At 71.2% G+C, this 20,323-nt stretch carries 16 protein-coding genes; 10 read left to right on the top strand and 6 right to left on the bottom strand.

The features are described 5' to 3' along the window. Window positions 1-116: 116 nt before the first annotated feature. The 4 genes from whiA to uvrC are packed head-to-tail and all read right to left on the bottom strand — an operon-like array spanning window position 117 to window position 5,303. A complete protein-coding gene (whiA, locus tag ACH41F_RS03895; RefSeq protein ID WP_362261733.1) occupies window positions 117-1,106 on the bottom strand; it encodes a DNA-binding protein WhiA in 990 nt (329 codons plus the stop codon). Beyond that, window positions 1,097-2,164 carry a uridine diphosphate-N-acetylglucosamine-binding protein YvcK gene (yvcK, locus tag ACH41F_RS03890; protein WP_391230305.1) on the bottom strand — a complete coding sequence of 356 codons (1,068 nt, stop codon included), beginning with the start codon at window positions 2,162-2,164 and terminating at the stop codon, window positions 1,097-1,099. The genes whiA and yvcK overlap by 10 nt, the downstream gene beginning before the upstream one ends. Continuing rightward, a complete protein-coding gene (gene rapZ, locus ACH41F_RS03885) occupies window positions 2,161-3,120 on the bottom strand; it encodes an RNase adapter RapZ (RefSeq protein ID WP_391230303.1) in 960 nt (319 codons plus the stop codon). The genes yvcK and rapZ overlap by 4 nt, the downstream gene beginning before the upstream one ends. Further along, window positions 3,117-5,303: an excinuclease ABC subunit UvrC gene (gene uvrC, locus ACH41F_RS03880; RefSeq protein WP_398832688.1), complete on the bottom strand. Its 2,187-nt coding sequence runs from the start codon at window positions 5,301-5,303 to the stop codon at window positions 3,117-3,119. Before uvrC ends, rapZ begins: the two co-directional genes overlap by 4 nt. A gap of 546 nt (window positions 5,304-5,849) precedes the next feature. Between uvrC and ACH41F_RS03875 the strand changes: the two genes are divergently transcribed. The 3 genes from ACH41F_RS03875 (at window position 5,850) to ACH41F_RS03865 (ending at window position 9,130) form a co-directional block, all read left to right on the top strand. Beyond that, on the top strand, window positions 5,850-6,806 hold the full coding sequence (locus tag ACH41F_RS03875) for a hypothetical protein (protein WP_391230299.1): 957 nt from the start codon (window positions 5,850-5,852) through the stop codon (window positions 6,804-6,806). 184 nt (window positions 6,807-6,990) lie between these two features. Continuing rightward, window positions 6,991-8,238: a LacI family DNA-binding transcriptional regulator gene (locus ACH41F_RS03870; protein WP_398832684.1), complete on the top strand. Its 1,248-nt coding sequence runs from the start codon at window positions 6,991-6,993 to the stop codon at window positions 8,236-8,238. Further along, window positions 8,219-9,130 carry a carbohydrate kinase gene (locus tag ACH41F_RS03865; RefSeq protein WP_398832682.1) on the top strand — a complete coding sequence of 304 codons (912 nt, stop codon included), beginning with the start codon at window positions 8,219-8,221 and terminating at the stop codon, window positions 9,128-9,130. Before ACH41F_RS03870 ends, ACH41F_RS03865 begins: the two co-directional genes overlap by 20 nt. A gap of 160 nt (window positions 9,131-9,290) precedes the next feature. Here ACH41F_RS03865 and uvrA read toward each other — a convergent pair whose 3' ends face one another. Continuing rightward, window positions 9,291-12,368 carry an excinuclease ABC subunit UvrA gene (uvrA, locus tag ACH41F_RS03860; protein WP_391230294.1) on the bottom strand — a complete coding sequence of 1,026 codons (3,078 nt, stop codon included), beginning with the start codon at window positions 12,366-12,368 and terminating at the stop codon, window positions 9,291-9,293. A gap of 224 nt (window positions 12,369-12,592) precedes the next feature. Here uvrA and ACH41F_RS03855 point away from each other — a divergent pair, with 224 nt between their 5' ends. The 5 genes from ACH41F_RS03855 to ACH41F_RS03835 all read left to right on the top strand — a co-directional run bounded on the left by ACH41F_RS03855 (window position 12,593) and on the right by ACH41F_RS03835 (window position 17,122). Beyond that, window positions 12,593-13,279 (top strand): maleylpyruvate isomerase family mycothiol-dependent enzyme, encoded by a 687-nt coding sequence (locus ACH41F_RS03855; RefSeq protein WP_398832679.1) that lies wholly within the window; start codon window positions 12,593-12,595, stop codon window positions 13,277-13,279. A 76-nt stretch (window positions 13,280-13,355) separates the two neighbouring features. Continuing rightward, complete coding sequence (locus ACH41F_RS03850) at window positions 13,356-14,012, top strand: MBL fold metallo-hydrolase (RefSeq protein ID WP_391230291.1); 657 nt, start codon at window positions 13,356-13,358, stop codon at window positions 14,010-14,012. Between the two features lie 574 nt (window positions 14,013-14,586). Then, on the top strand, window positions 14,587-15,474 hold the full coding sequence (locus tag ACH41F_RS03845; RefSeq protein WP_391230289.1) for a transporter substrate-binding domain-containing protein: 888 nt from the start codon (window positions 14,587-14,589) through the stop codon (window positions 15,472-15,474). Then, a complete protein-coding gene (locus ACH41F_RS03840) occupies window positions 15,471-16,367 on the top strand; it encodes an amino acid ABC transporter permease (protein ID WP_398832675.1) in 897 nt (298 codons plus the stop codon). Before ACH41F_RS03845 ends, ACH41F_RS03840 begins: the two co-directional genes overlap by 4 nt. Then, window positions 16,364-17,122 carry an ATP-binding cassette domain-containing protein gene (locus tag ACH41F_RS03835; protein WP_391230286.1) on the top strand — a complete coding sequence of 253 codons (759 nt, stop codon included), beginning with the start codon at window positions 16,364-16,366 and terminating at the stop codon, window positions 17,120-17,122. Before ACH41F_RS03840 ends, ACH41F_RS03835 begins: the two co-directional genes overlap by 4 nt. A gap of 45 nt (window positions 17,123-17,167) precedes the next feature. On the opposite strand, the gene aroQ is transcribed toward ACH41F_RS03835, so the two are convergent. Then, the gene (gene aroQ / locus ACH41F_RS03830) at window positions 17,168-17,641 is read right to left on the bottom strand and encodes a type II 3-dehydroquinate dehydratase (protein ID WP_391230284.1); all 474 of its coding nucleotides are present in this window, start codon (window positions 17,639-17,641) and stop codon (window positions 17,168-17,170) included. Between the two features lie 103 nt (window positions 17,642-17,744). Between aroQ and ACH41F_RS03825 the strand changes: the two genes are divergently transcribed. Both ACH41F_RS03825 and ACH41F_RS03820 read left to right on the top strand, forming a co-directional pair. Then, window positions 17,745-18,791 carry a S66 peptidase family protein gene (locus tag ACH41F_RS03825; RefSeq protein WP_398832673.1) on the top strand — a complete coding sequence of 349 codons (1,047 nt, stop codon included), beginning with the start codon at window positions 17,745-17,747 and terminating at the stop codon, window positions 18,789-18,791. A 60-nt stretch (window positions 18,792-18,851) separates the two neighbouring features. Beyond that, window positions 18,852-20,165 carry an MFS transporter gene (locus tag ACH41F_RS03820; protein ID WP_398832671.1) on the top strand — a complete coding sequence of 438 codons (1,314 nt, stop codon included), beginning with the start codon at window positions 18,852-18,854 and terminating at the stop codon, window positions 20,163-20,165. Window positions 20,166-20,323 lie beyond the last annotated feature (158 nt).

Raw genomic sequence — 20,323 nt, 5'->3', positions numbered from 1 at the left:
GCGAACAGATGCCAGGCTCATGACAGTTCATGATCCAGTCAAGGGGTCCTCACCCACACGCGAAAGCCGGTGCCGTCACTCCAAGGGAGCAGCGCCACCGGCTTTCTGAGAGCGGATCAGCCCACGAGGTTGTCGGCCATCTCCTCGGTGAGGCTCGATTCCGTGCCCGGGATGCCGAGGTCCTGGGCCCGCTTGTCGGCCATCGCCAGCAGTCGGCGGATACGGCCCGCGACGGCGTCCTTGGTCAGCGGCGGATCGGCGAGCGCGCCCAGCTCCTCCAGGGAGGCCTGCTTGTGGTCCATGCGCAGGCGCCCCGCGGCCGCGAGGTGCTCGGGGACCTCCTCGCCGAGGATCTCCAGCGCGCGCTGGACCCGGGCCCCGGCGGCGACGGCCGCGCGGGCCGAACGGCGCAGGTTGGCGTCGTCGAAGTTGGCGAGCCGGTTCGCCGTCGCCCGCACCTCGCGGCGCATCCGGCGCTCCTCCCAGGCCAGCACCGACTCATGGGCGCCGAGCCGGGTGAGCAACGCGCCGATCGCGTCGCCGTCGCGGACGACCACCCGATCCACACCGCGCACCTCGCGGGCCTTCGCGGCGATGGAGAGCCGGCGGGCCGCGCCGACCAGGGCGAGCGCCGCCTCCGGACCCGGGCAGGTCACCTCCAGCGAGGAGGAGCGGCCCGGCTCGGTGAGCGAGCCGTGCGCCAGGAAGGCCCCGCGCCAGGCGGCCTCGGCGTCACAGGTGGCGCCGGAGACGACCTGCGGGGGCAGACCGCGGATCGGCCGACCCCGCCCGTCGACCAGGCCGGTCTGGCGGGCCAGCTGGTCACCACCGGCCACCACGCGCACCACGTACCGCGAGCCGCGGCGCAGTCCGCCCGGCGCCATCACGATCAGCTCCGAGCTGTGCCCGAAGATCTCCAGAATGTCCCGCTTGAGCCGACGGGCCGCCATCGCGGTGTCCAGCTCCGCCTCGATCACGATGCGCCCGCTCACCAGGTGGAGGCCGCCGGCGAACCGCAGAATGGCGGAGACCTCCGCCTTTCTGCAGCAGGTACGGGTGACGGGGAGCCGGGAGATCTCATCCTTCACCGCTGCCGTCATCGCCATGGGCCGATCCTTCCATGCATCCGAAAAATACGGTCGTACGCGGCGGCCAACAGCTCCGGGTCGTGCCTCGGGGTTCCGTCGGGCCGGGCCACCGGGGCCAGCTCGACCGCGGCGCCGAGCCGCTTGGCGGCATCGGTCAGCGAGTCACGGTCGGGCACGGCGGCCTGGTCGGCCAGCACCACGTCCAGGGCGAGTTTAGGGGCGTGTCGTCCCAAAACCTCCAAATGACGCTGCGGGGAGAAGCCTTCGGTTTCTCCGGGTTGCGGCGCGAGGTTCAGCGAGAGTACCCGGCGCGCCTTCGTCTGGGTGAGCGCGTCCAGCAGCTCGGGGACCAGCAGGTGCGGGATGACCGAGGAGAACCAGGAGCCGGGGCCGAGCACCACCCAGTCCGCGTCCAGGACGGCGGCCACCGCCTCGGGGACGGCGGGCGGGTCGTGCGGTACGACGTGCACGGACTGCACCTCGCCGGGGGTGAGGGCGACGGTGGCCTGGCCCCGGACGGTGTCCACGTCCTCGGGCCGGTCCGGGTCGTGCCCCTTGACCAGGGCCTGGAGCTCCAGGGGCACGGCGGACATGGGCAGCACACGCCCGTGCGCGCCGAGCAGTCTGCCGACCAGGTCGAGGGCCTGGACATGGTCGCCGAGCTGCTCCCACAGGGCCACGATCAGCAGATTGCCGACCGCGTGTTCGTGCAGGTCGCCCTGGGACTGGAAGCGGTGCTGGATGACGCGGGCCCAGGTCTGGCCCCAGTCGTCGTCGCCGCACAGCGCCGCCAGGGCCTTGCGCAGGTCGCCGGGGGGCAGCACCCCCAGTTCGTCGCGCAGGCGCCCGCTGGAGCCGCCGTCGTCGGCCACGGTCACGACGGCGGTGAGGTCGCCGGTGATCCGGCGCAGTGCGGCGAGCGAGGCGGACAGGCCCATGCCGCCGCCGAGGGCGACGACCTTGGGCTGGGCGCCGCGGCGGCGCGGCCTGGCGCCGCGGGCCTCCACGGGCCGGGTCGCGCGTCCCTCGGGCACGACCCGGCGCAGCCTGCTCAGCCGCGGAGAACGTCCGGTCATTCCCGTCCCATGTCCCGGTGTACGACCACCGTCTCCACGCCCTGGGAGGCGAGTCGGGCGGCGAGCTTCTCGGAGGTGGCGACGGAGCGGTGCTTGCCGCCGGTGCAGCCGACCGCGATCGTCACGTACCGCTTGCCCTCGCGGCGGTAGCCGGCCGCGATCAGCTGGAGCAGCTCGGAGTAGCGGTCGATGAACTCCTTCGCCCCGGGCTGGTTGAAGACGTACGCCGACACCTCCTCGTTGAGGCCGGTGAAGGGGCGCAGCTCCGGGACCCAGTGCGGGTTGGGCAGGAAGCGCATGTCCACGACCAGGTCGGCGTCCACGGGGAGGCCGTACTTGAAGCCGAAGGACATGACGGTCGCCCTGAGCTCGGGCTCCTCCTCGCCGGCGAACTGGGCGTCCATCTTGGCGCGCAGCTCGTGGACGTTGAGGCTGGAGGTGTCGATGACCAGGTCGGCGTCGCCGCGCAGCTCGCGCAGCAGCTCGCGCTCGGCGTCGATGCCGTCGACGATGCGGCCGTCGCCCTGGAGGGGGTGCGGGCGGCGCACCGACTCGAAGCGGCGCACCAGGGCCTCGTCGGAGGACTCCAGGAAGACGATCCGCCGGGTGACGTGCTTGGCCTCCAGGTCGGCGAGGGACTCGCGCAGATTGTCGAAGAAGCGGCGGCCCCGGACGTCGACGACGACCGCGATCCGGGCGACGTTGCCCTGGGAGCGGGCGCCGAGCTCCACCATGGTGGGGATCAGCGCGGGCGGCAGGTTGTCGACCACGAACCAGCCGAGGTCCTCCAGACACTTCGCGGCGGTCGACCGGCCGGCCCCGGACATCCCGGAGATGATCACCAGCTCAGGGATGGCCACGTCGGGGATCCCGACGTTGTCGCTGGTCACGCCCGTACTCACCTGTGCTCCGTCTCCGGTGTGGCTCTGTTGTCCGTCGTGCTCGTTCACATTCATGTCTCCTGCCCCCGTCGTTCGTCCGGGGTGCCCGCCGTCACGGGCTCCCCTGTGGAACCCATGGTGCCGGGTTCCTCTTCCATGATCTCTCCAGTAGCTGTGTTCACCGCGGGTGCGGCCGGTGCCGCCTGGGCGAGGGCCACGGCGATGGTCTCAGCCGTTTTGCGGCCTATGCCGGGTACCTCGCAGATCTGGTCGATGGTGGCAGAGCGAAGTTTCTTCAACGAACCGAAATGTTTCAGAAGCGCCTGCTTGCGCGTCTCCCCGAGCCCGGGGACGTCGTCGAGGGGGCTGGCCCGGAACCGCTTGCCCCGCTTGGTGCGCTGATAGCTGATCGCGAAGCGGTGAGCCTCGTCACGGACCCGCTGGAGGAGATAGAGGCCCTCGCTGGTGCGGGGCAGGACGACCGGGTCGTCCTCCCCCGGCACCCACACCTCCTCCAGGCGCTTGGCGAGACCGCAGACGGCGATGTCGTCGATGCCGAGCTCGTCCAGGGCCCTCTTGGCGGCCGCGACCTGCGGCTGACCGCCGTCGACGACGACGAGCTGGGGCGGGTACGCGAACTTCTTGGGGCGGCCGTTGTCCTCGGTCAGCGTGTTCCCGGCGGCGTCCAGGGTGTCACCGAGGGAGCCGGCTTGCGCGGAGCCGTCCGGGAAGCCGGCCGGGGAGCCGATCTGGGAATCGGCCTGGGATTCGGCCTGGGATTCGGCCTGGGATTCGGCCTGAGAGTCGACCTGGGAGCCGATCTGGGAGGAGCCGTCGTCCACCCACTCGCCGGTCCTCCCCTTCTCGGCGATGTACCGCCGGAAGCGGCGGGTGATCACCTCGTGCATGGAGCGGACGTCGTCCTGGCCCTCGAAGCCCTTGATCTGGAACCGGCGGTACTCGCTCTTGCGCTGCAGACCGTCCTCGAAGACGACCATGGAGGCCACGACGTCGTCGCCCTGGAGGTGCGAGATGTCGTAGCACTCGATCCGCAGGGGGGCGCTGTCGAGGTCGAGGGCCTCGGCGATCTCCTCCAGGGCACGCGAGCGGGTGGTCAGGTCGGAGGCGCGCTTGGTCTTGTGCAGTCCGAGAGCCTGAAGGGCGTTGCGCTGCACGGTCTCCATGAGGGCCTTCTTGTCGCCCCGCTGCGGAATGCGCAGCGAGACGTTGGACCCGCGGCGTCCGGTGAGCCACTCCTGGACCGGCTCGACCGGATCGGGCAGCGCGGGGACGAGGACCTCCTTGGGGACGGAGTCGCCGGTCTCCTCGCCGTAGAGCTGCTGGAGGGCGTGCTCGACGAGGGCGCCGGTGGTGATCTCCTCGACCTTGTCGGTGACCCAGCCACGCTGACCGCGCACCCGTCCGCCGCGGACGTGGAAGATCTGCACGGCCGCTTCGAGCTCGTCCTCGGCGACCGCGATGAGGTCGGCGTCGGTCGCGTCGGCGAGCACGACCGCGTTCTTCTCCATGGCCTTCTTCAGGGCCTCGATGTCGTCGCGCAGGCGGGCGGCCCGCTCGTACTCCATCTCCTCGGCCGCCTCCATCATCTGCTTCTCCAGGCGGCGCAGGTACGTCCCGGTCCGGCCGGCCATGAAGTCGCTGAACTCCTCGGCGAGTTCACGGTGCTCCTCGGCCGAGACCCGGTCGACGCAGGGCGCCGAGCACTTGCCGATGTAGCCCAGCAGGCAGGGGCGCCCGGTGCGGGCGGCGTTCTTGAAGACGCCGGCCGAGCACGTGCGGACGGGGAAGACGCGCAGCAGGAGGTCGACGGTGTCGCGGATCGCCCACGCGTGCGCGTACGGCCCGAAGTACCTGACGCCCTTCTTCTTGTGACCGCGCATCACCTGCACACGCGGAAACTCCTCGTTCATCGTCACCGCGAGGTACGGGTAGCTCTTGTCGTCGCGGTACTTGACGTTGAAGCGGGGGTCGTACTCCTTGATCCAGGAGTACTCCAGCTGTAGGGCCTCGACCTCCGTGGACACCACCGTCCACTCCACGGACGCGGCGGTGGTCACCATCGTGCGGGTGCGCGGGTGCAGGCCCGCCAGGTCCTGGAAGTAGTTCGCCAGGCGTTGGCGCAGGCTCTTCGCCTTTCCGACGTAGATCACCCGGCGGTGCTCGTCACGGAACCTGTACACCCCCGGAGAGTCCGGGATCTGTCCCGGCTTGGGGCGGTAGCTGGAGGGGTCGGCCATGTCTCACACCCTACTGGCGGGCGCTGACACTCCGACGAGGCTGTGGACGACGCCGGGCACCGGGTCCGTGGGAGGAGGGCCCACGTCAGGGAGCGTCCGAGGCAGCGGTCAGCCGGGGCGCCCCGTCGCGCGGCCGGCCGTTCTGTCCCTAGCGGAACTCCAGGAACATGGGGCGGGGACGACCTTGCGTGCACGGCAGCTGTCGGGGGCGGGCGGGGCGGTGCGCTGCGGCAGCGGGTCGGGGGGTGCTGCGCTCGGCAGCGGGCCGGCAGGGCGGTGCGCTGCGGCAGTGGGTCGGGCGGCGCTGCGGCGGCGCGTCCGAGGTCGTCGAGTCGGCCCCTCCCGGCACATCCCGGCCAGGAGTGCGTGGCTGTTGGGCGTGAGGTGTTGTCGGGACTTGGTCAACACGCTTCAATGCGGGGGAACTCGGGGCCGTGAAGAACGGCTTACGGATGTGAAGACGCCCCCACACAACCAGGGCGGCCCCGGTGCGAATCCGCGCGAACGGTCTGACCAGCCGTCGCGAACACACAGAAAGGCCCCTGCATGCCGCACGCCACACAGCACGGGGACGTCTCCGCCGTCGCGGACACCGAACTGGACACGGCCCTGCGAGGCGGCCCCTTCCACGTCGCCCTGCGGGCCGCGATCGCCGCCCGGGGGCTGCCGCTCCAGCGCGTGCAACACCATCTGTCGCGCTACGGGGTCAAGGTCGGCGTCACGAGCCTGAGCTACTGGCAGCAGGGGGCGCGGCGCCCGCAGCGCCCGGAGTCGCTGCGCGCGGTGCGGGCGCTCGAGGAAATACTCCAGCTGCCCGAGGAGTCGCTGATACGGCTGCTGGCCGAAGCCGACGCCCACTCCCCCGGCCAACGCCCCGCCGTCCGCTCCTACCGGTCCCTCGTCGAGGCCTCCGGCGCCCTGGAGCGGCTGCTGGCCGAGCTCGACTCCCCGCCCGACGGCGGGCTGCACACCCTCGGCCACCACGAGCGGGTACGGATCGGCGCACGCCGGGAGCTCCTCGGACGCGAGTCCCACCACATCGTGCGCGCCCACATGGACGGCGTCGACCGTTTCGTGGCCGTCCACCACGGCGACCCGGGGTGCGTGCCGGAGCGGATGCAGGTGCACGCCCTGGAGAACTGCCGCACGGGCCGCGTCCGCCTCCACCACGACACCGGTGTCCTCGTGGCCGAGCTGCTCTTCGACACCCGGTTGCGGGCCGGCGACACCTACCTGTTCCGCTACGGCGTCGAGGACGGCACCGCCGGCGTCTCCCGCGAGTACGTCCGAGGCTTCGGGCCCTCCGGCGGGCAGTACGCGCTCCAGGTGCGCTTCGACGAGAACGCCCTGCCCGCACGCTGCCACCGGTTCACCCAGCACTCCGCGGCGGCCCCCCGCAGCGGACGCCAGGACCTGGCCCTCACCGGGACCCACCGCTCGGTGCACATCGTCGAGCCGCGCGTGCGGACGGGGATCGTGGGGATCGGCTGGGACTGGGAGTAAGGGGAGGGGGTGTGCGGGGGCGGGGGCGAGGGTTCGGCGCGCGCCCGGGCGGGGTCACCTGCGAACAAGAGCGACGGGGCCGCGCATAGGCCTGCCCCAGGCCGCGTAAACGCTTGCGCAAGCGTTTACGTCCCGCGTCGGATGCGGTACGTTCCGGGCCTGGGAGAGATCCGGAGGGGGCTTCATGCCGACCATGGCCGACGTGGCCCGCCGCGCGGGCGTGTCCGTGGCGACCGTGTCGCACGTCCTCAACGACACCCGGCCGGTGCTGCCCCGGACCCGCCAGGCCGTGCTGGACGCCATCGACGAGCTCGGCTACACCCCCAACACCCTCGCCCGCTCACTGGTGACCTCCCGAACCCGCTCGATCGGGCTCGCGGTGTCGGCGATCAGCAACCCGTACTTCACGGAGATCCTCCAGGGCGTCGAGGCCGAGGCCCTGGCACACGGCTACAGCCTGCTCATCGCCGACCCGCACGACGACCCGGCCCATGAGCGCAAGGTCGCCCAACTGCTGCACGAGCGACGGGTGGACGGCATGATCGTCGCGCCCTCCGCGAACCCCGCCGAGCTGCTTTCGTATCTCGGCCGCCATCGCGTACCCACCGTGCTCCTCGACCGGGTCGTCGACGCCGAGCCCCGCTTCGACCAGGTCTGCGCCGAGAACACCGCGCCCACCAGCGAGCTGGTCGCCCATCTCGCCGGGCTCGGCCACCGGCGGATCGGGCTGGTGGCGGGACTGGCCGGGCTCAGCACCAGCAGCGAGCGGATCGCCGGCTACCGTGCCGCGCTCGCGGCCACCGGGCTGCCCTACGACGAGGGGCTCGTGGTCCACGGCGACTCCGCGTCGGCCGGCGCCGAGCGGGCCACCGCCGCCCTGCTGTCCCGCGCCGAACCGCCGACGGCGCTCGTCACCGCCAACAACGCGATGACCATCGGCGCGCTGCGCGCCCTGCGCGACCACGGGGTCTCCGTGCCCGGCGACATGGCCCTGTGCTGCTTCGACGACTTCGCCTGGGCCGACCTCTTCTCCCCCCGGCTCACCGCGATCGCCCAGCCCAGCAGGGAGATCGGGGCCCAGGCGGTGCGGGTGCTCCTGGACCGCCTGGCCGATCCGGACCGGCCCGTCAGGACGGTGCGGCTGCCCTGTGCGTTCGTGCACCGGACATCGTGCGGGTGCCCGGAGGGGGCCGGGGCGTCCGAACGGCGGCCGTCCGAAGGGGGCGGAGTGGAAGAGGGGGCTTCGGCGTCCGAAGGAGCCGGGGTGCCCGAAGGAACCGCGGTGTGCGGAGACCCGTTGCGCGGGGGCGCCGTGGGCTCCGAACTTCGCCCGCCCGAGGGGGAGTTGTCGTCACCCCCATCCGTGGCCGTGCCGCCGCGCGGTCCCGCAAGTGCGAGAAAGGAATCCGCTCGTGATCGTCGTCGCCGGTGAGGCCCTCATCGACCTGGTACCGCAGGGCACGGGAGCGCTGGCGGGGCTGAAGCCGGCGCTCGGCGGTGGGCCGTACAACACGGCCGTCGCGCTCGGCCGGCTCGGCTCCCCCACCGCCTTCTGCTCCCGTACGTCGTCCGACGCGTTCGGCGAGGCGCTGCTCGACGGGCTGCGGCAGGCCTCGGTGGACGTGTCGGGAGTGCAGCGCGGTCCGGAGCCGACCACCCTGGCGGTCGCCACGATCGACGCGAGCGGGTCGGCCGCCTACTCCTTCTATGTCGAGGGCACCGCCGACCGTCTGTTCACGGCCCCCTCGGAGCTTCCCGCCGGCACGCGCGGGGTGTCCTTCGGTACCTGCTCGCTCGTCCTGGAGCCGGGGGCCGGCGCCTACGAGGAGCTGCTGCGGAAGGCGGCCGCGCAGGGCGTCTTCACCGCCCTCGACCCGAACATCCGGGCCGGGCTCATCCCCGATCCGGACGCCTACCGGGCCCGGTTCAAGAGCTGGCTGCCCTCGGTGTCACTGCTCAAGCTCTCCGAGGAGGACGCGCTGTGGCTGGGGGGCACACCGCGCGAGTGGCTCGAGGAGGGGCCCTCGGCCGTCGTGATCACCCGGGGCGGTGACGGTCTGACCGCGTACACGCGGGACGGCTCGGTGCACTCCGTGCCGGGCGAGAAGGTCGACGTCGTCGACACGATCGGGGCCGGCGACACGGTGAACGCGGCGCTCCTGCACGGTCTGTCCGCCCAGGACGCCCTGTCCGCCGAGGCGCTCCTGGGACTGGGCGCCGACGGCTGGACAAGGCTGTTGCGATACGCGGCGCGGGCAGCCGCGATCACCTGCTCCCGGGCAGGGGCGGAGCCGCCGTACGCCTCCGAACTCGGGACCTGGTAGGGGGCGTTCGGCACTTCCGCCGATTCCACTGTTGAGGAGTCAAGGTGCGGTGCAGCCGCAGGGAACGGGCGGCTGATCTTGCAACGACCGGCGCCCCGCGGGAAGTTCCCACGGGGCGCCGAACTTTTCCGGATTTCTCGGGATCCGTTCCCGACAGGCCTCAGGCCTTGCGAGCCCGCGTCGCCTTCTTGGCGGGAGCCGCCTTCTTCGTGGCGCCGGCCGCCTTCTTGGCCGCCGCCGCGCCGGTGGCACCCTTGCTCGCGGTCGACTTGGCGGCGGCCGTCTTGCTCGCCGCCGTCTTGGCCGTGGCCGTCTTCTTCGCCGTCGACCTGGCCGCGACCGTCTTCTTGGCCGCCGTCTTGCGCGGGGCCTTCACCGAGGAGGCGTCGCTGATCCGATCGGCACTCAGGATCTCCCGCAGGAACTTGCCGGTGTGGCTGGCGGGGACCCCGGCGACCTCCTCGGGCGTGCCCTCGGCCACGACGAGGCCGCCGCCGGCGCCGCCCTCGGGGCCCATGTCGACGATCCAGTCCGCCGTCTTGATCACGTCGAGGTTGTGCTCGATGACGATGACCGTGTTGCCCTTGTCCACCAGTCCGGAGAGGACCTTCAGCAGCTTGCTGATGTCCTCGAAGTGCAGACCGGTGGTCGGCTCGTCCAGGACGTAGACCGTGCGGCCGGTCGAGCGCTTCTGGAGCTCGCTGGCGAGCTTCACGCGCTGGGCCTCACCGCCGGACAGCGTGGTCGCGGACTGGCCGAGACGGACGTAGCCGAGGCCGACGTCGTTGAGCGTCTTCAGGTGGCGGTTGATCGCCGGGACGGCCTCGAAGAAGTGCATGGCTTCCTCGATGGGCATGTTCAGGACCTCGGCGATGGACTTGCCCTTGTAGTGGACCTCCAGGGTCTCCCGGTTGTACCGGGCGCCGTGGCAGACCTCGCACGGGACGTAGACGTCCGGGAGGAAGTTCATCTCGATCTTGATCGTGCCGTCGCCCGCGCAGTTCTCGCAGCGGCCGCCCTTGACGTTGAAGGAGAAGCGGCCCGGCATGTAGCCGCGGACCTTCGCCTCGGTGGTCTCGGCGAACAGCTTGCGGACGTGGTCGAAGACGCCGGTGTACGTCGCCGGGTTGGACCGCGGGGTGCGGCCGATGGGCGACTGGTCGACGTGCACGACCTTGTCGACGAGGTCGTCGCCCTCCACGCGCGTGTGGCGTCCCGGGACGCTCCTCGCGCCGTTCAGCTCGCGCGCCAGGTGCGTGTACAGGATGTCGTTGACCAGCGTGGACTTGCCGGAGCCGGAGACGCCGGTGACCGCGGTGAACACACCGAGCGGGAACGAGACGTCGATGTCCTGGAGGTTGTTCTCCCGGGCCCCGTGCACCGTGAGGCGACGGGAGGGGTCCTGCGGGCGGCGGACGTCCGGCAGCGGGATCGCCTTCTTGCCGGACAGGTACTGCCCGGTCTGCGACTCCTCGTTGGCGAGCAGCTCCTTCAGGGAGCCGCTGTGCACGACCTTGCCGCCGTGCTCACCGGCGCCGGGGCCGATGTCGACGACCCAGTCGGCGACCTTGATGGTGTCCTCGTCGTGCTCGACGACGATGAGCGTGTTGCCCATGTCCCGCAGTCGGACCAGGGTCTCGATCAGCCGGTGGTTGTCGCGCTGGTGCAGACCGATGGACGGCTCGTCGAGGACGTACAGCACGCCGACGAGCCCGGAGCCGATCTGGGTGGCGAGGCGGATGCGCTGGGCCTCACCGCCGGAGAGGGTGCCGGACGCGCGGTTGAGCGACAGATAGTCCAGGCCCACGTCGACCAGGAACCGCAGCCGCTCGTTGACCTCCTTCAGCACGCGCTCGGCGATCTTCTTGTCGCGGGCGTTCAGCTTCAGCTCGCCCAGGAAGTCCGCGCAGTCGCTGATGGACATGCCGGAGACCTCGGCGATCGACTTCCCCATGATGGTGACGGCGAGGACGATCGGCTTCAGTCGGGTGCCCTCACAGGTGGGGCAGGGCACCTCGCGCATGTAGCCCTCGAAGCGCTCCCGGCTGGCGTCGCTCTCGGACTCGCTGTGCCGGCGCTTGATGAAGGGGACGGCGCCTTCGAAGGGCGTGGTGTAGACCCGCTCGCGGCCGTACCGGTTGCGGTAGCGGACCTCGATCTGGGTCTTGTGCCCGTGGAGCAGGGCCTTCTTGGCGCGCTGCGGCAGGCCCGCGAAGGGGATGTCGGTCCGGAAGCCCAGTGCGTCCGCGAGGGCGCCGACCAGGCGGCCGAAGTAGTCCTTGGTGTGCCCGTGCGACCAGGGGTGGATGGCGCCCTCGTCGAGGGACTTGTCCTCGTCCGGGACGATCAGCTCCGGGTCGACCTCCATGCGCGTGCCGATGCCGGTGCACTCGGGGCAGGCGCCGAAGGGCGAGTTGAAGGAGAAGGAGCGGGGCTCCAGCTCCTCGAAGGACAGGTCGTCGTAGGCGCAGTACAGGTGCTCGGAGTACATGCGCTCGCGCTCGGGGTCGTCCGCGGGCAGGTCGACGAAGTCGAGCACGACCATGCCGCCGGACAGGCCGAGGGCCGTCTCCACCGAGTCGGTGAGGCGGCGCTTGGCGGTGTCCTTCACGGTGAGGCGGTCGATGACCACCTCGATGGTGTGCTTCTCCTGCTTCTTCAGCGTGGGCGGGTCGGAGAGCTGGATGGTCTCGCCGTCCACGCGCGCGCGGCTGTACCCCTTGGTCTGGAGGTCGGCGAAGAGGTCGACGAACTCGCCCTTGCGCTCCCGCACCAGCGGGGACAGCACCTGGAAGCGGCTCCCCTCCGGCAGCTCCAGGACCTTGTCGACGATGGCCTGCGGGGACTGGCGCGAGATGGGCCGGCCGCACTCGGGGCAGTGCGGCTTGCCGATGCGCGCGAAGAGCAGGCGCAGGTAGTCGTAGACCTCGGTGATCGTGCCGACCGTCGAGCGCGGGTTGCGGGAGGTCGACTTCTGGTCGATGGAGACCGCGGGCGACAGGCCCTCGATGAAGTCGACGTCCGGCTTGTCCATCTGGCCGAGGAACTGGCGGGCGTACGAGGAGAGCGACTCCACATAGCGCCGCTGGCCCTCGGCGAAGATCGTGTCGAAGGCCAGGGAGGACTTGCCCGACCCGGACAGGCCCGTGAAGACGATGAGCGAGTCACGCGGCAGGTCGAGCGAGACGTTCTTGAGGTTGTGCTCGCGCGCGCCACGGACGATGAGACGGTCGGCCACGCCGGTCCGCACCTTTCTTGAGAGTGGTGACAGGGGCGAGGCCCCCGTGTCTTCTCACACTAGGGGGAGCCACTGACAACGCCGGTCGGATTCCCGAATGGGACAACAATCCCGGACCATCCAGCATGCCCGACGCCGCTCCCGACCATATAGCACGTGCTTTCGATTAATGGCACTGCTTCACCACCTTCACCCAAAGGTGTGGCGGGACTAATGTCAGCAGCATGATTGATCACGCGCATGACCTGGCGTCTGTACGTGACGCGACGGAACGGCTGCTCACCGCAGCCGCCAAACTGGACAACGCGTCTGTGACGAAGCCGTCACGACTGCCCGGGTGGACCCGCGGCCACGTTCTCGCCCATCTCGCCCGCAACGCGGACGCCCTCGTGAACGTCCTGGAGGGCCGCCCCATGTACGTCAGTGGCGACGCCCGGGACGCCGACATCGGGCGGGACGCCCCGCGCCCCCTCGACGTGCAGCTCGCGGACGTCCGCGACAGCGCCGCCCGCTTCCAGGAGGTGGGAGCCGTCCCCGCCGACTGGTCGCGCGTCGTGCAGCTGCGCAACGGGGTCACCGACGCCGCGGCCCGGGTGCCGTTCCGGCGCTGGGTGGAGGTGGAGCTGCACCACGTGGACCTCGGCATCGGGTACGAGCTGGAGGATCTTCCGGCGGAGTTCACCCAGCGGGAGATCGAGTTCCTCGCCGACCGCTTCACCGGCCACCCCGACGTACCGCCGACCCGCCTCACGGACGGCACGCACGCGTGGACCACGGGACGGGTCGCGGAGGCCGTCGTGGTCACGGTGACGGGCTCCCCCGCCGACCTGCTCGGCTGGCTCGCCGGGCGCCGGGACGGCTCGGTCCTCGGTGTCGAGGGCGGCCGCCTGCCGGACCTCCCGCCGCTGTAGGCCCGGCCCTCGCCGGGGAGGGCCGACGGGACACCTCGACAGCCCTCCCCCGCCCCGCCCGCTATAGGCTGCCGCCATGACGTACAGCGGACAGGTGACGGTCGGCGGCCCGGCGGACGTGCACGAGCTGAAGGACCTGATGATCACCAAGATCGCGGTCGGCCCGATGAACAACAACGCCTATCTGCTGCGCTGCCGGGCCACGGACGAGCAACTGCTGATCGACGCGGCCGACGACGCGGAGGCGCTGCTCGGCACGATCGGCGCCGACGGCATCGCGTCCGTCGTCACCACGCACCAGCACGGCGACCACTGGCAGGCCCTCGCCCGGGTCGTCGAGGCCACCGGCGCCCGTACGTACGCGGGCCGCGAGGACGCCGGCGGCATCCCCGTACCGACCGATGTCCTCGTCGACGACGGTGACACGATCCGGGTGGGGCAGGTGGAGCTGACCGCGCGTCATCTCGTCGGCCACACACCCGGCTCGATCGCGCTCGTCTACGACGACCCGCACGGCCATCCCCACGTGTTCACCGGTGACTGCCTCTTCCCCGGCGGCGTGGGCAACACCCGCCAGGATCCTGAGGCGTTCGCGCGTCTCATCCACGACGTGGAGACGAAGATCTTCGACGCGCTGCCGGACGAGACGTGGGTCTACCCGGGCCACGGCAACGACACCACGCTCGGCGCCGAACGCCCCCACCTGCCGGAGTGGCACGCGCGCGGGTGGTGATCCGCGGGATACGCGGCGCACACGCGCGCCCGTACGCCAGGCGCGGGACGACCGACCGCGGGTTCGGTGCGTAGCCGCTGCCAGCCGCCGGGCACACGGCACACGGCACACGGCACACGGCACACGGCCAGCGTGGAACCCCCCTGTCGCCCGCCCCCCTGCCCCGCCCACCCGGCACGTGTCCCCCTCGCCCGCCCCGTTTGCAACGCGCGCCCACACACCCCACCCCTTTGCGCCCCCGGCGCGCACCTCCTCGCGCGCGCCCCGCGCAGACCGCTCACACGCGCCCCGTGTGAAGCGATCGCTCGCGTCGGCGCCCCGCGCACGCTCCCGGCGCACATCGTTGCGCGGTCAACTGGTGGCAGCCCCGCACAGGATGACGGCTCCTGCGCGGCACGGGCCGCCGGTCTTCCGATCCCTGCCCTCGGCCGGCGGCCCCGGCGACGCGCCCCACGGGCGTTCACAGGGGGCGTTGACAGGCGGCGTTCACAAGAACGCAACACCGGTTCCCAGTATGCGGACAAATCCCGTCGTGACCTCGACAAACGGGGCGACCGGCTGTCAATCTCCCGCCATGCACCTCGCCCCTCGCACACTGCGCCGCGCTGTCGCCGCCGCGACCATAGCCCTGCTCGCCACCGCCGTCGGCTGCGCCCCGCAGCCCGAGGAGGACGCGGCCGCCACACCCTCGGGGTCGTCGGCCGGCACCACGTGCGCCAAGGGCAAGCTGGCCACCGAGACCTCCGGCAAGCTGACGATCGCCACCGACGAACCGGCCTACGAGCCCTGGTTCAAGGACGACAAGCCCGCCAACGGCAAGGGGTTCGAGTCCGCGGTCGCGTATGCCGTGGCGGAGCAGCTCGGTTACGACAGGAGTGCCGTCGTCTGGCAGAGCGTGCCGTTCAACAAGGCGTTCGCGCCCGGGGAGAAGACATTCGACTTCGACATCAACCAGGTGTCGATCAGCGCCGAGCGCAAGAAGGCCGTGGACTTCTCGTCCGGCTACTACGACGTGCGCCAGGCCGTCATCGCCCTCAAGGGCACCAAGGCGGCGAAGGCGAAGAGCATCGCGGACCTCAAGGGCCTCAAGCTGGGCGCGCAGGTCGGCACGACGAGTCTCAACTACATCGCGGACGTGGTGAAGCCGACCCAGGAGGCCGCCGCCTACGCCAAGAACGACCAGGCCAAGTCCGCCCTGAAGAACGGCCAGGTGGACGCCATCGTCGTCGACCTGCCGACCGCGTTCTACATCACCGCGGCCGAAGTGACGGACGCCGAGATCGTCGGCCAGTTCGAGAACCAGGGCGGTACGCCGGAGCAGTTCGGCCTGGTCCTCGACAAGGGCAGCCCGCTGACCTCCTGCGTGACCGAGGCCGTCGACACCCTGCGCGAGAACGGCACCCTGGCGAAGATCGAGCAGCAGTGGCTGTCCGACGCCGTCGACGCCCCGGTGCTCAAGTGACGCTCACGAAGGACGAGTCGGGCGCGCCGTCGGCGGACCCGGGCGATTCGTACACGCCCTCCGAGCGACGGCTCGCGCGGGAGCGCCACCAGCGCGCCCGCTCCCGCCGCGCCACGGCGCTCGGCGCCCTCTCGACGCTCGTCACGGCTGTCGTGCTCTACCTGGTCGTCGTCAACGCGCCCGGCTGGCCGCGCACCAAGGGGACGTTCTTCGACGCGGAGTACGCGCGCGAGGCGCTCCCCAAGGTCCTGGAAGGGCTGTGGCTGAACCTCCGGCTGCTGCTGGTCTGCGGCGTGGCCGTGCTCGTCCTGGGCATGCTCATCGCCATCGCTCGCACCCTGCGCGGTCCGGTGTTCTTCCCGCTGCGCGTGCTCGCCGCCGCCTACACGGACTTCTTCCGCGGGCTTCCGCTCATCATCAACTTGATGATCGTCGTCCTCGGCGTGCCGGCGCTCCGGCTCCAGGGCGTGACCGTCGACCCGGTGCTGCTGGGCGGAACGGCGCTGACGCTGACGTACTCGGCGTACGTGGCCGAGGTGTTCCGCGCCGGCATCGAGTCCATCCACCCCTCGCAGCGCGCGGCGGCCCGCTCGTTGGGCCTCTCCAACCGGCAGACGCTGCGGCACGTGGTGCTGCCGCAGGCGGTGCGACGGCAGGTGCCGCCCCTTCTGAACGACCTGGTGTCGCTCCAGAAGGACACCGGCCTGGTGTCGATCGGCGGCGCGGTGGACGCCGTGCGCGCCGCCGACATCATCGTCGGCCGCAGCCTCAACTACACGCCGTACATCGTCGCGGGCCTGGTCTTCGTCGCGCTGACCATCCCGATGACCCGGTTCACCGACTGGGTGACGGCCCGGATGGACCGGCAGCGGGCCCAGGGAGGGACCACATGAGCGACGCAGACGCGCCGGTGTTGCGGATGGAGTCCGTCCGCAAGACGTTCGGCGGCTCGGTCGTCCTGCGGGACGTGGACCTGGAGGTCGCCCCGCACACGGTGACCGCGCTGATCGGCGCCTCGGGTTCCGGCAAGTCCACTTTGTTGCGCTGCGCCAACCTCCTGGAGGAGATCGACGACGGGGCGATCTGGCTGGACGGCGAGGAGATCACCGATCCGCGGGTCGACCAGGACGCGGTACGCCGCCGTATCGGCGTGGTTTTCCAGGCGTACAACCTCTTCCCGCACATGACCGTGCTGGAGAACATCACGCTCGCCCCGCGGCGGGTGCACGGGGTGTCCCGCGCGGAGGCCGAGGAGCGCGGCAGGGAGCTGCTGGAGCGGCTCGGGCTCGGCGGCAAGGCGGGCGAGTACCCGGACCGGCTCAGCGGCGGTCAGCAGCAGCGGGTCGCGATCGTGCGCGCGCTCGCCGTACGCCCCCGGCTGCTGCTGCTCGACGAGATCACCGCCGCCCTCGACCCGGAACTCGTGGGCGAGGTGCTCACGGTCGTCCGCGACCTCAAGGACGACGGCATGACGATGGTGCTGGCCACGCACGAGATGGGCTTCGCGCGTGACGTCGCCGACCAGGTTTGTTTTCTGGACGGAGGCGTGGTGCTGGAACACGGGACGGCCGAGCAGATCTTCGGCGACCCCCAGCAGGAGCGCACGCAGCGCTTCCTCCGACGGATCGTGGAGGCGGGGCGCCTGTAGAGGGGGCCGAGCGCCGGTAACAGGCGCCCTCCAGGAGGACGGGACTTACGCCTCGGCCTGTCCCGCCCCCGCCAGCGCCGCCACCCGCTCCACGCCGAACGCGTACCCCTGGACGCCACAACCCGCGATGACGCCGTCGGCGCGCAGGGAGACGTACGAGTGGTGCCGGAAGGACTCCCGCTGGTGGATGTTGGAGATGTGGACCTCCAGCACCGGCAGTCCGTCACAGGTGTTGAGTGCGTCCAGGATCGCGACCGACGTGTGCGAGTAGGCGCCGGGGTTGATGACGATCCCGCAGTGGTGGAGACGCGCCTCCTGGATCCAGTCGACCAGCTCGCCCTCGTGGTTGGACTGCCGGAAGTCGACGGTGCCGCCGTGCGCGGCCGCCGTCTTGGCGCACAGGGCCTCCACGTCGGCGAGCGTGTCGGAACCGTAGATCTCCGGCTGGCGCTGACCGAGCAGGTTCAGGTTGGGGCCGTTGAGGATCATGATCGGGGCGTTGGCCAGGGTGCGGGGCACGGTTCCTCCGGTCCGGTGAAGGGTGCGCGATCGCGTGAGGACCGCTGCTCGGACCCGGTTTATCACGGTGCGCCGAGCCGGTGATCACCCCTACCCTCCTGCAATGACGACGATCTCGTACCCGCCCAAGCCCGTGCCCGGCGACCGTGTCGCGGTCGTCTCCGCGGGCGCCGGCCTGCCCGGCCTCTTCCCACGCCCGTACGAACTGGGCCTGGGGCGGCTGCGCGAGGAGTACGGTCTCGAGCCCGTCGAGTACCCGACGACCCGCAGGATGGGCGCGAGCCCGCAGGACCGGGCCGCAGACGTCAACGCCGCCTTCGCCGACCCGGACGTCAAGGTGGTCATGGCCTCCATCGGCGGCGACGACCAGATCACCGTGCTGCCCTTCCTGGACCGGGAGGTGATCCGGGCGAACCCGAAACCGTTCTTCGGGATGAGCGACAACACCAACCTGCTGATGTACCTGCGCAACACGGGGATCGTCGGCTACCACGGCTCGACGGTGATGTGCGAGCTGGGCCGCCCCGGCGCCATGCACCCGCAGACCGCCGCGAGCCTGCGGGCCGCTCTGTTCACCTCCGGTGAGTACGAGTTGCGGCCCGCCGACCGCTGGAACGACGTCAACGGCGACTGGGCGGACCCCGCGACCTTCGACGCGGAACCGCAGAGCAAGCCGGGCACCGGCTGGACCTGGGTCAACGCCGACCGCGTGGTCGAGGGCCGGACCTGGGGCGGCTGCCTGGAGATCGTGGGCTGGCTACTGATGGCCGACCGCGAGATCTCTCACGATCTCGGCGAGTACGACGGTGATGTGCTGATCCTGGAGACGTCGGAGGGTATGCCGAGCGCCGACGAGGTCTTCTGGACGCTCAGGAACATGGGTGAGCGCGGGCTCCTCCAGCGGTTCTCCGCGCTGCTGCTGGGCCGCGCGAGGACATGGTCCTTCGAGCGGCCCAACGGTCCCGAGGAGGCGGCTCGTTACGCCTCCGACCAGCGCGAGGCCGTGCTGCGCGCCATGCGGGCGTACGCCCCCGAGACCCCGATCGTCCTCGACGTCGACCTCGGCCACACCGACCCGCAACTGGTCATCCCCTACGGCGGTCTCGTCCGCGTCGACGGCCCCGCCCGGCGCATCACCGTCACGTACTGAGCCTGGAGCGCCACCGCACGCCCCCCGTAACCCGTGGTGACCGTGGGTGGTTGACGCGGCATGCACGACGTACGCACCGTAAGGGCGCCTTCCATGCTGCGGCTCGCGGCCGCCTCGCTCGCCGGCACGGCCATCGAGTTCTACGACTTCTTCGTCTACGGGACCGCGGCGGCACTGGTGCTGGGGCCGCTGTTCTTCCCGACGTTCTCGACGCTCGCGGGGACACTGGCCGCGTTCGGCACGTTCGGGGTCGGGTTCGTCGCCCGGCCGTTGGGTTCGGTGCTGTTCGGGCACATCGGGGACCGGCACGGGCGGCGGCCGGTCCTCGTCGCCTCGCTGCTGCTGACCGGCGGCGCCACGGTCGCGATGGGCTGCGTACCGACGTACCACTCGATCGGGGTGGCCGCTCCCCTGCTGCTTCTCGTGCTGCGGTTCCTTCAGGGCCTCGGCCTGGGCGGGGAGTGGGGCGGAGCCGTCCTGCTGGCGGCCGAGCACGCGCCACCCGAGCGGCGCGCCCTGTGGTCGAGCTTCCCGCAGATCGGCCCCGCGGTGGGCTTCCTGCTAGCCAACGGCGTCATGCTGGTGCTGTCGGCGGCGCTGACCGAGGCCCAGTTCGCCGCCTGGGGGTGGCGGGTGCCGTTCTGGGCGGCGGGGGCGCTGGCCCTGGCGGGGCTGTGGCTGCGCTCCTCGCTCACCGAGAGCCCGAGCTTCCTCGAACTCGACGACCACGCGCGCGTGCCGCTCGTCGAGGTGGTGCGCCACCACTGGCGGCTCGTCCTGCTCACCGCCGGCGCGCTCGCGGTCGGCTACGCGATCTTCTACGCCGTCACGACCTGGTCCCTCGCCTATGCGACGGAACGGCTGGGGGTGGGCCGTACCGTGATGCTGGCCTGCATCATGGCCGCGGTCCTGGTGAAGGGCTCTCTCACGCCGGTGGCCGCGCTGCTCGGCGACCGTTACGGGCGCCAGCCGCTGTGTCTGGCCGGGTGTGCGGCGGCGGCCGTGTGGATGTTCCCGATGGTGGCGCTGCTGTCGACGGGCGAACCGCTGCTGATGTTCGTGGGGTTCCTGGGCGCCCTGCTCGCGTTCGTCACGATGTTCGCGGTGATCGCCGCGTATCTGCCCGAGCTCTACGAGCCGCGGGTGCGCTGCACGGGCGCCGCGGTCGGCTACAACCTCGGCGGGGTCCTCGGCGGCGCGCTCACGCCGATCGTGGCGACGGCTCTTGCCGAGCGGGGCGGCCGGGTGCCGTGGGGTGTGGGGGCGTATCTGACGGGGATCGCACTGGTGAGCCTGGGCTGCTTCGCGCTGTTGCCGGAGACGCGCCCGGTGCCGGTGGTCGCCGCGACCGCGTCGGAACCTGTCATGGATTGATGTCTGCCCAGAGGTTGATCGCTGCCGTCGTAGGGGTTGGCCGAGAGTCGCCGCCGTCGCCGGAGGGGTTGACCGAGAGCCGCCGCCGTCTGAGGGAGGCCGAGGTGCTCGGTGACCCGGGGCCGCCGCCTTCGGTGCCAGGTCGGCGCCTGGGGATC

The sequence above is a fragment of the Streptomyces sp. NPDC020489 genome (genome assembly GCF_044386545.1).
Classification (GTDB): Bacteria; Actinomycetota; Actinomycetes; order Streptomycetales; family Streptomycetaceae; genus Streptomyces.
Note: the sequence above shows the minus strand (reverse complement) of the source record. Positions and strands in the feature narration are given on the sequence as shown.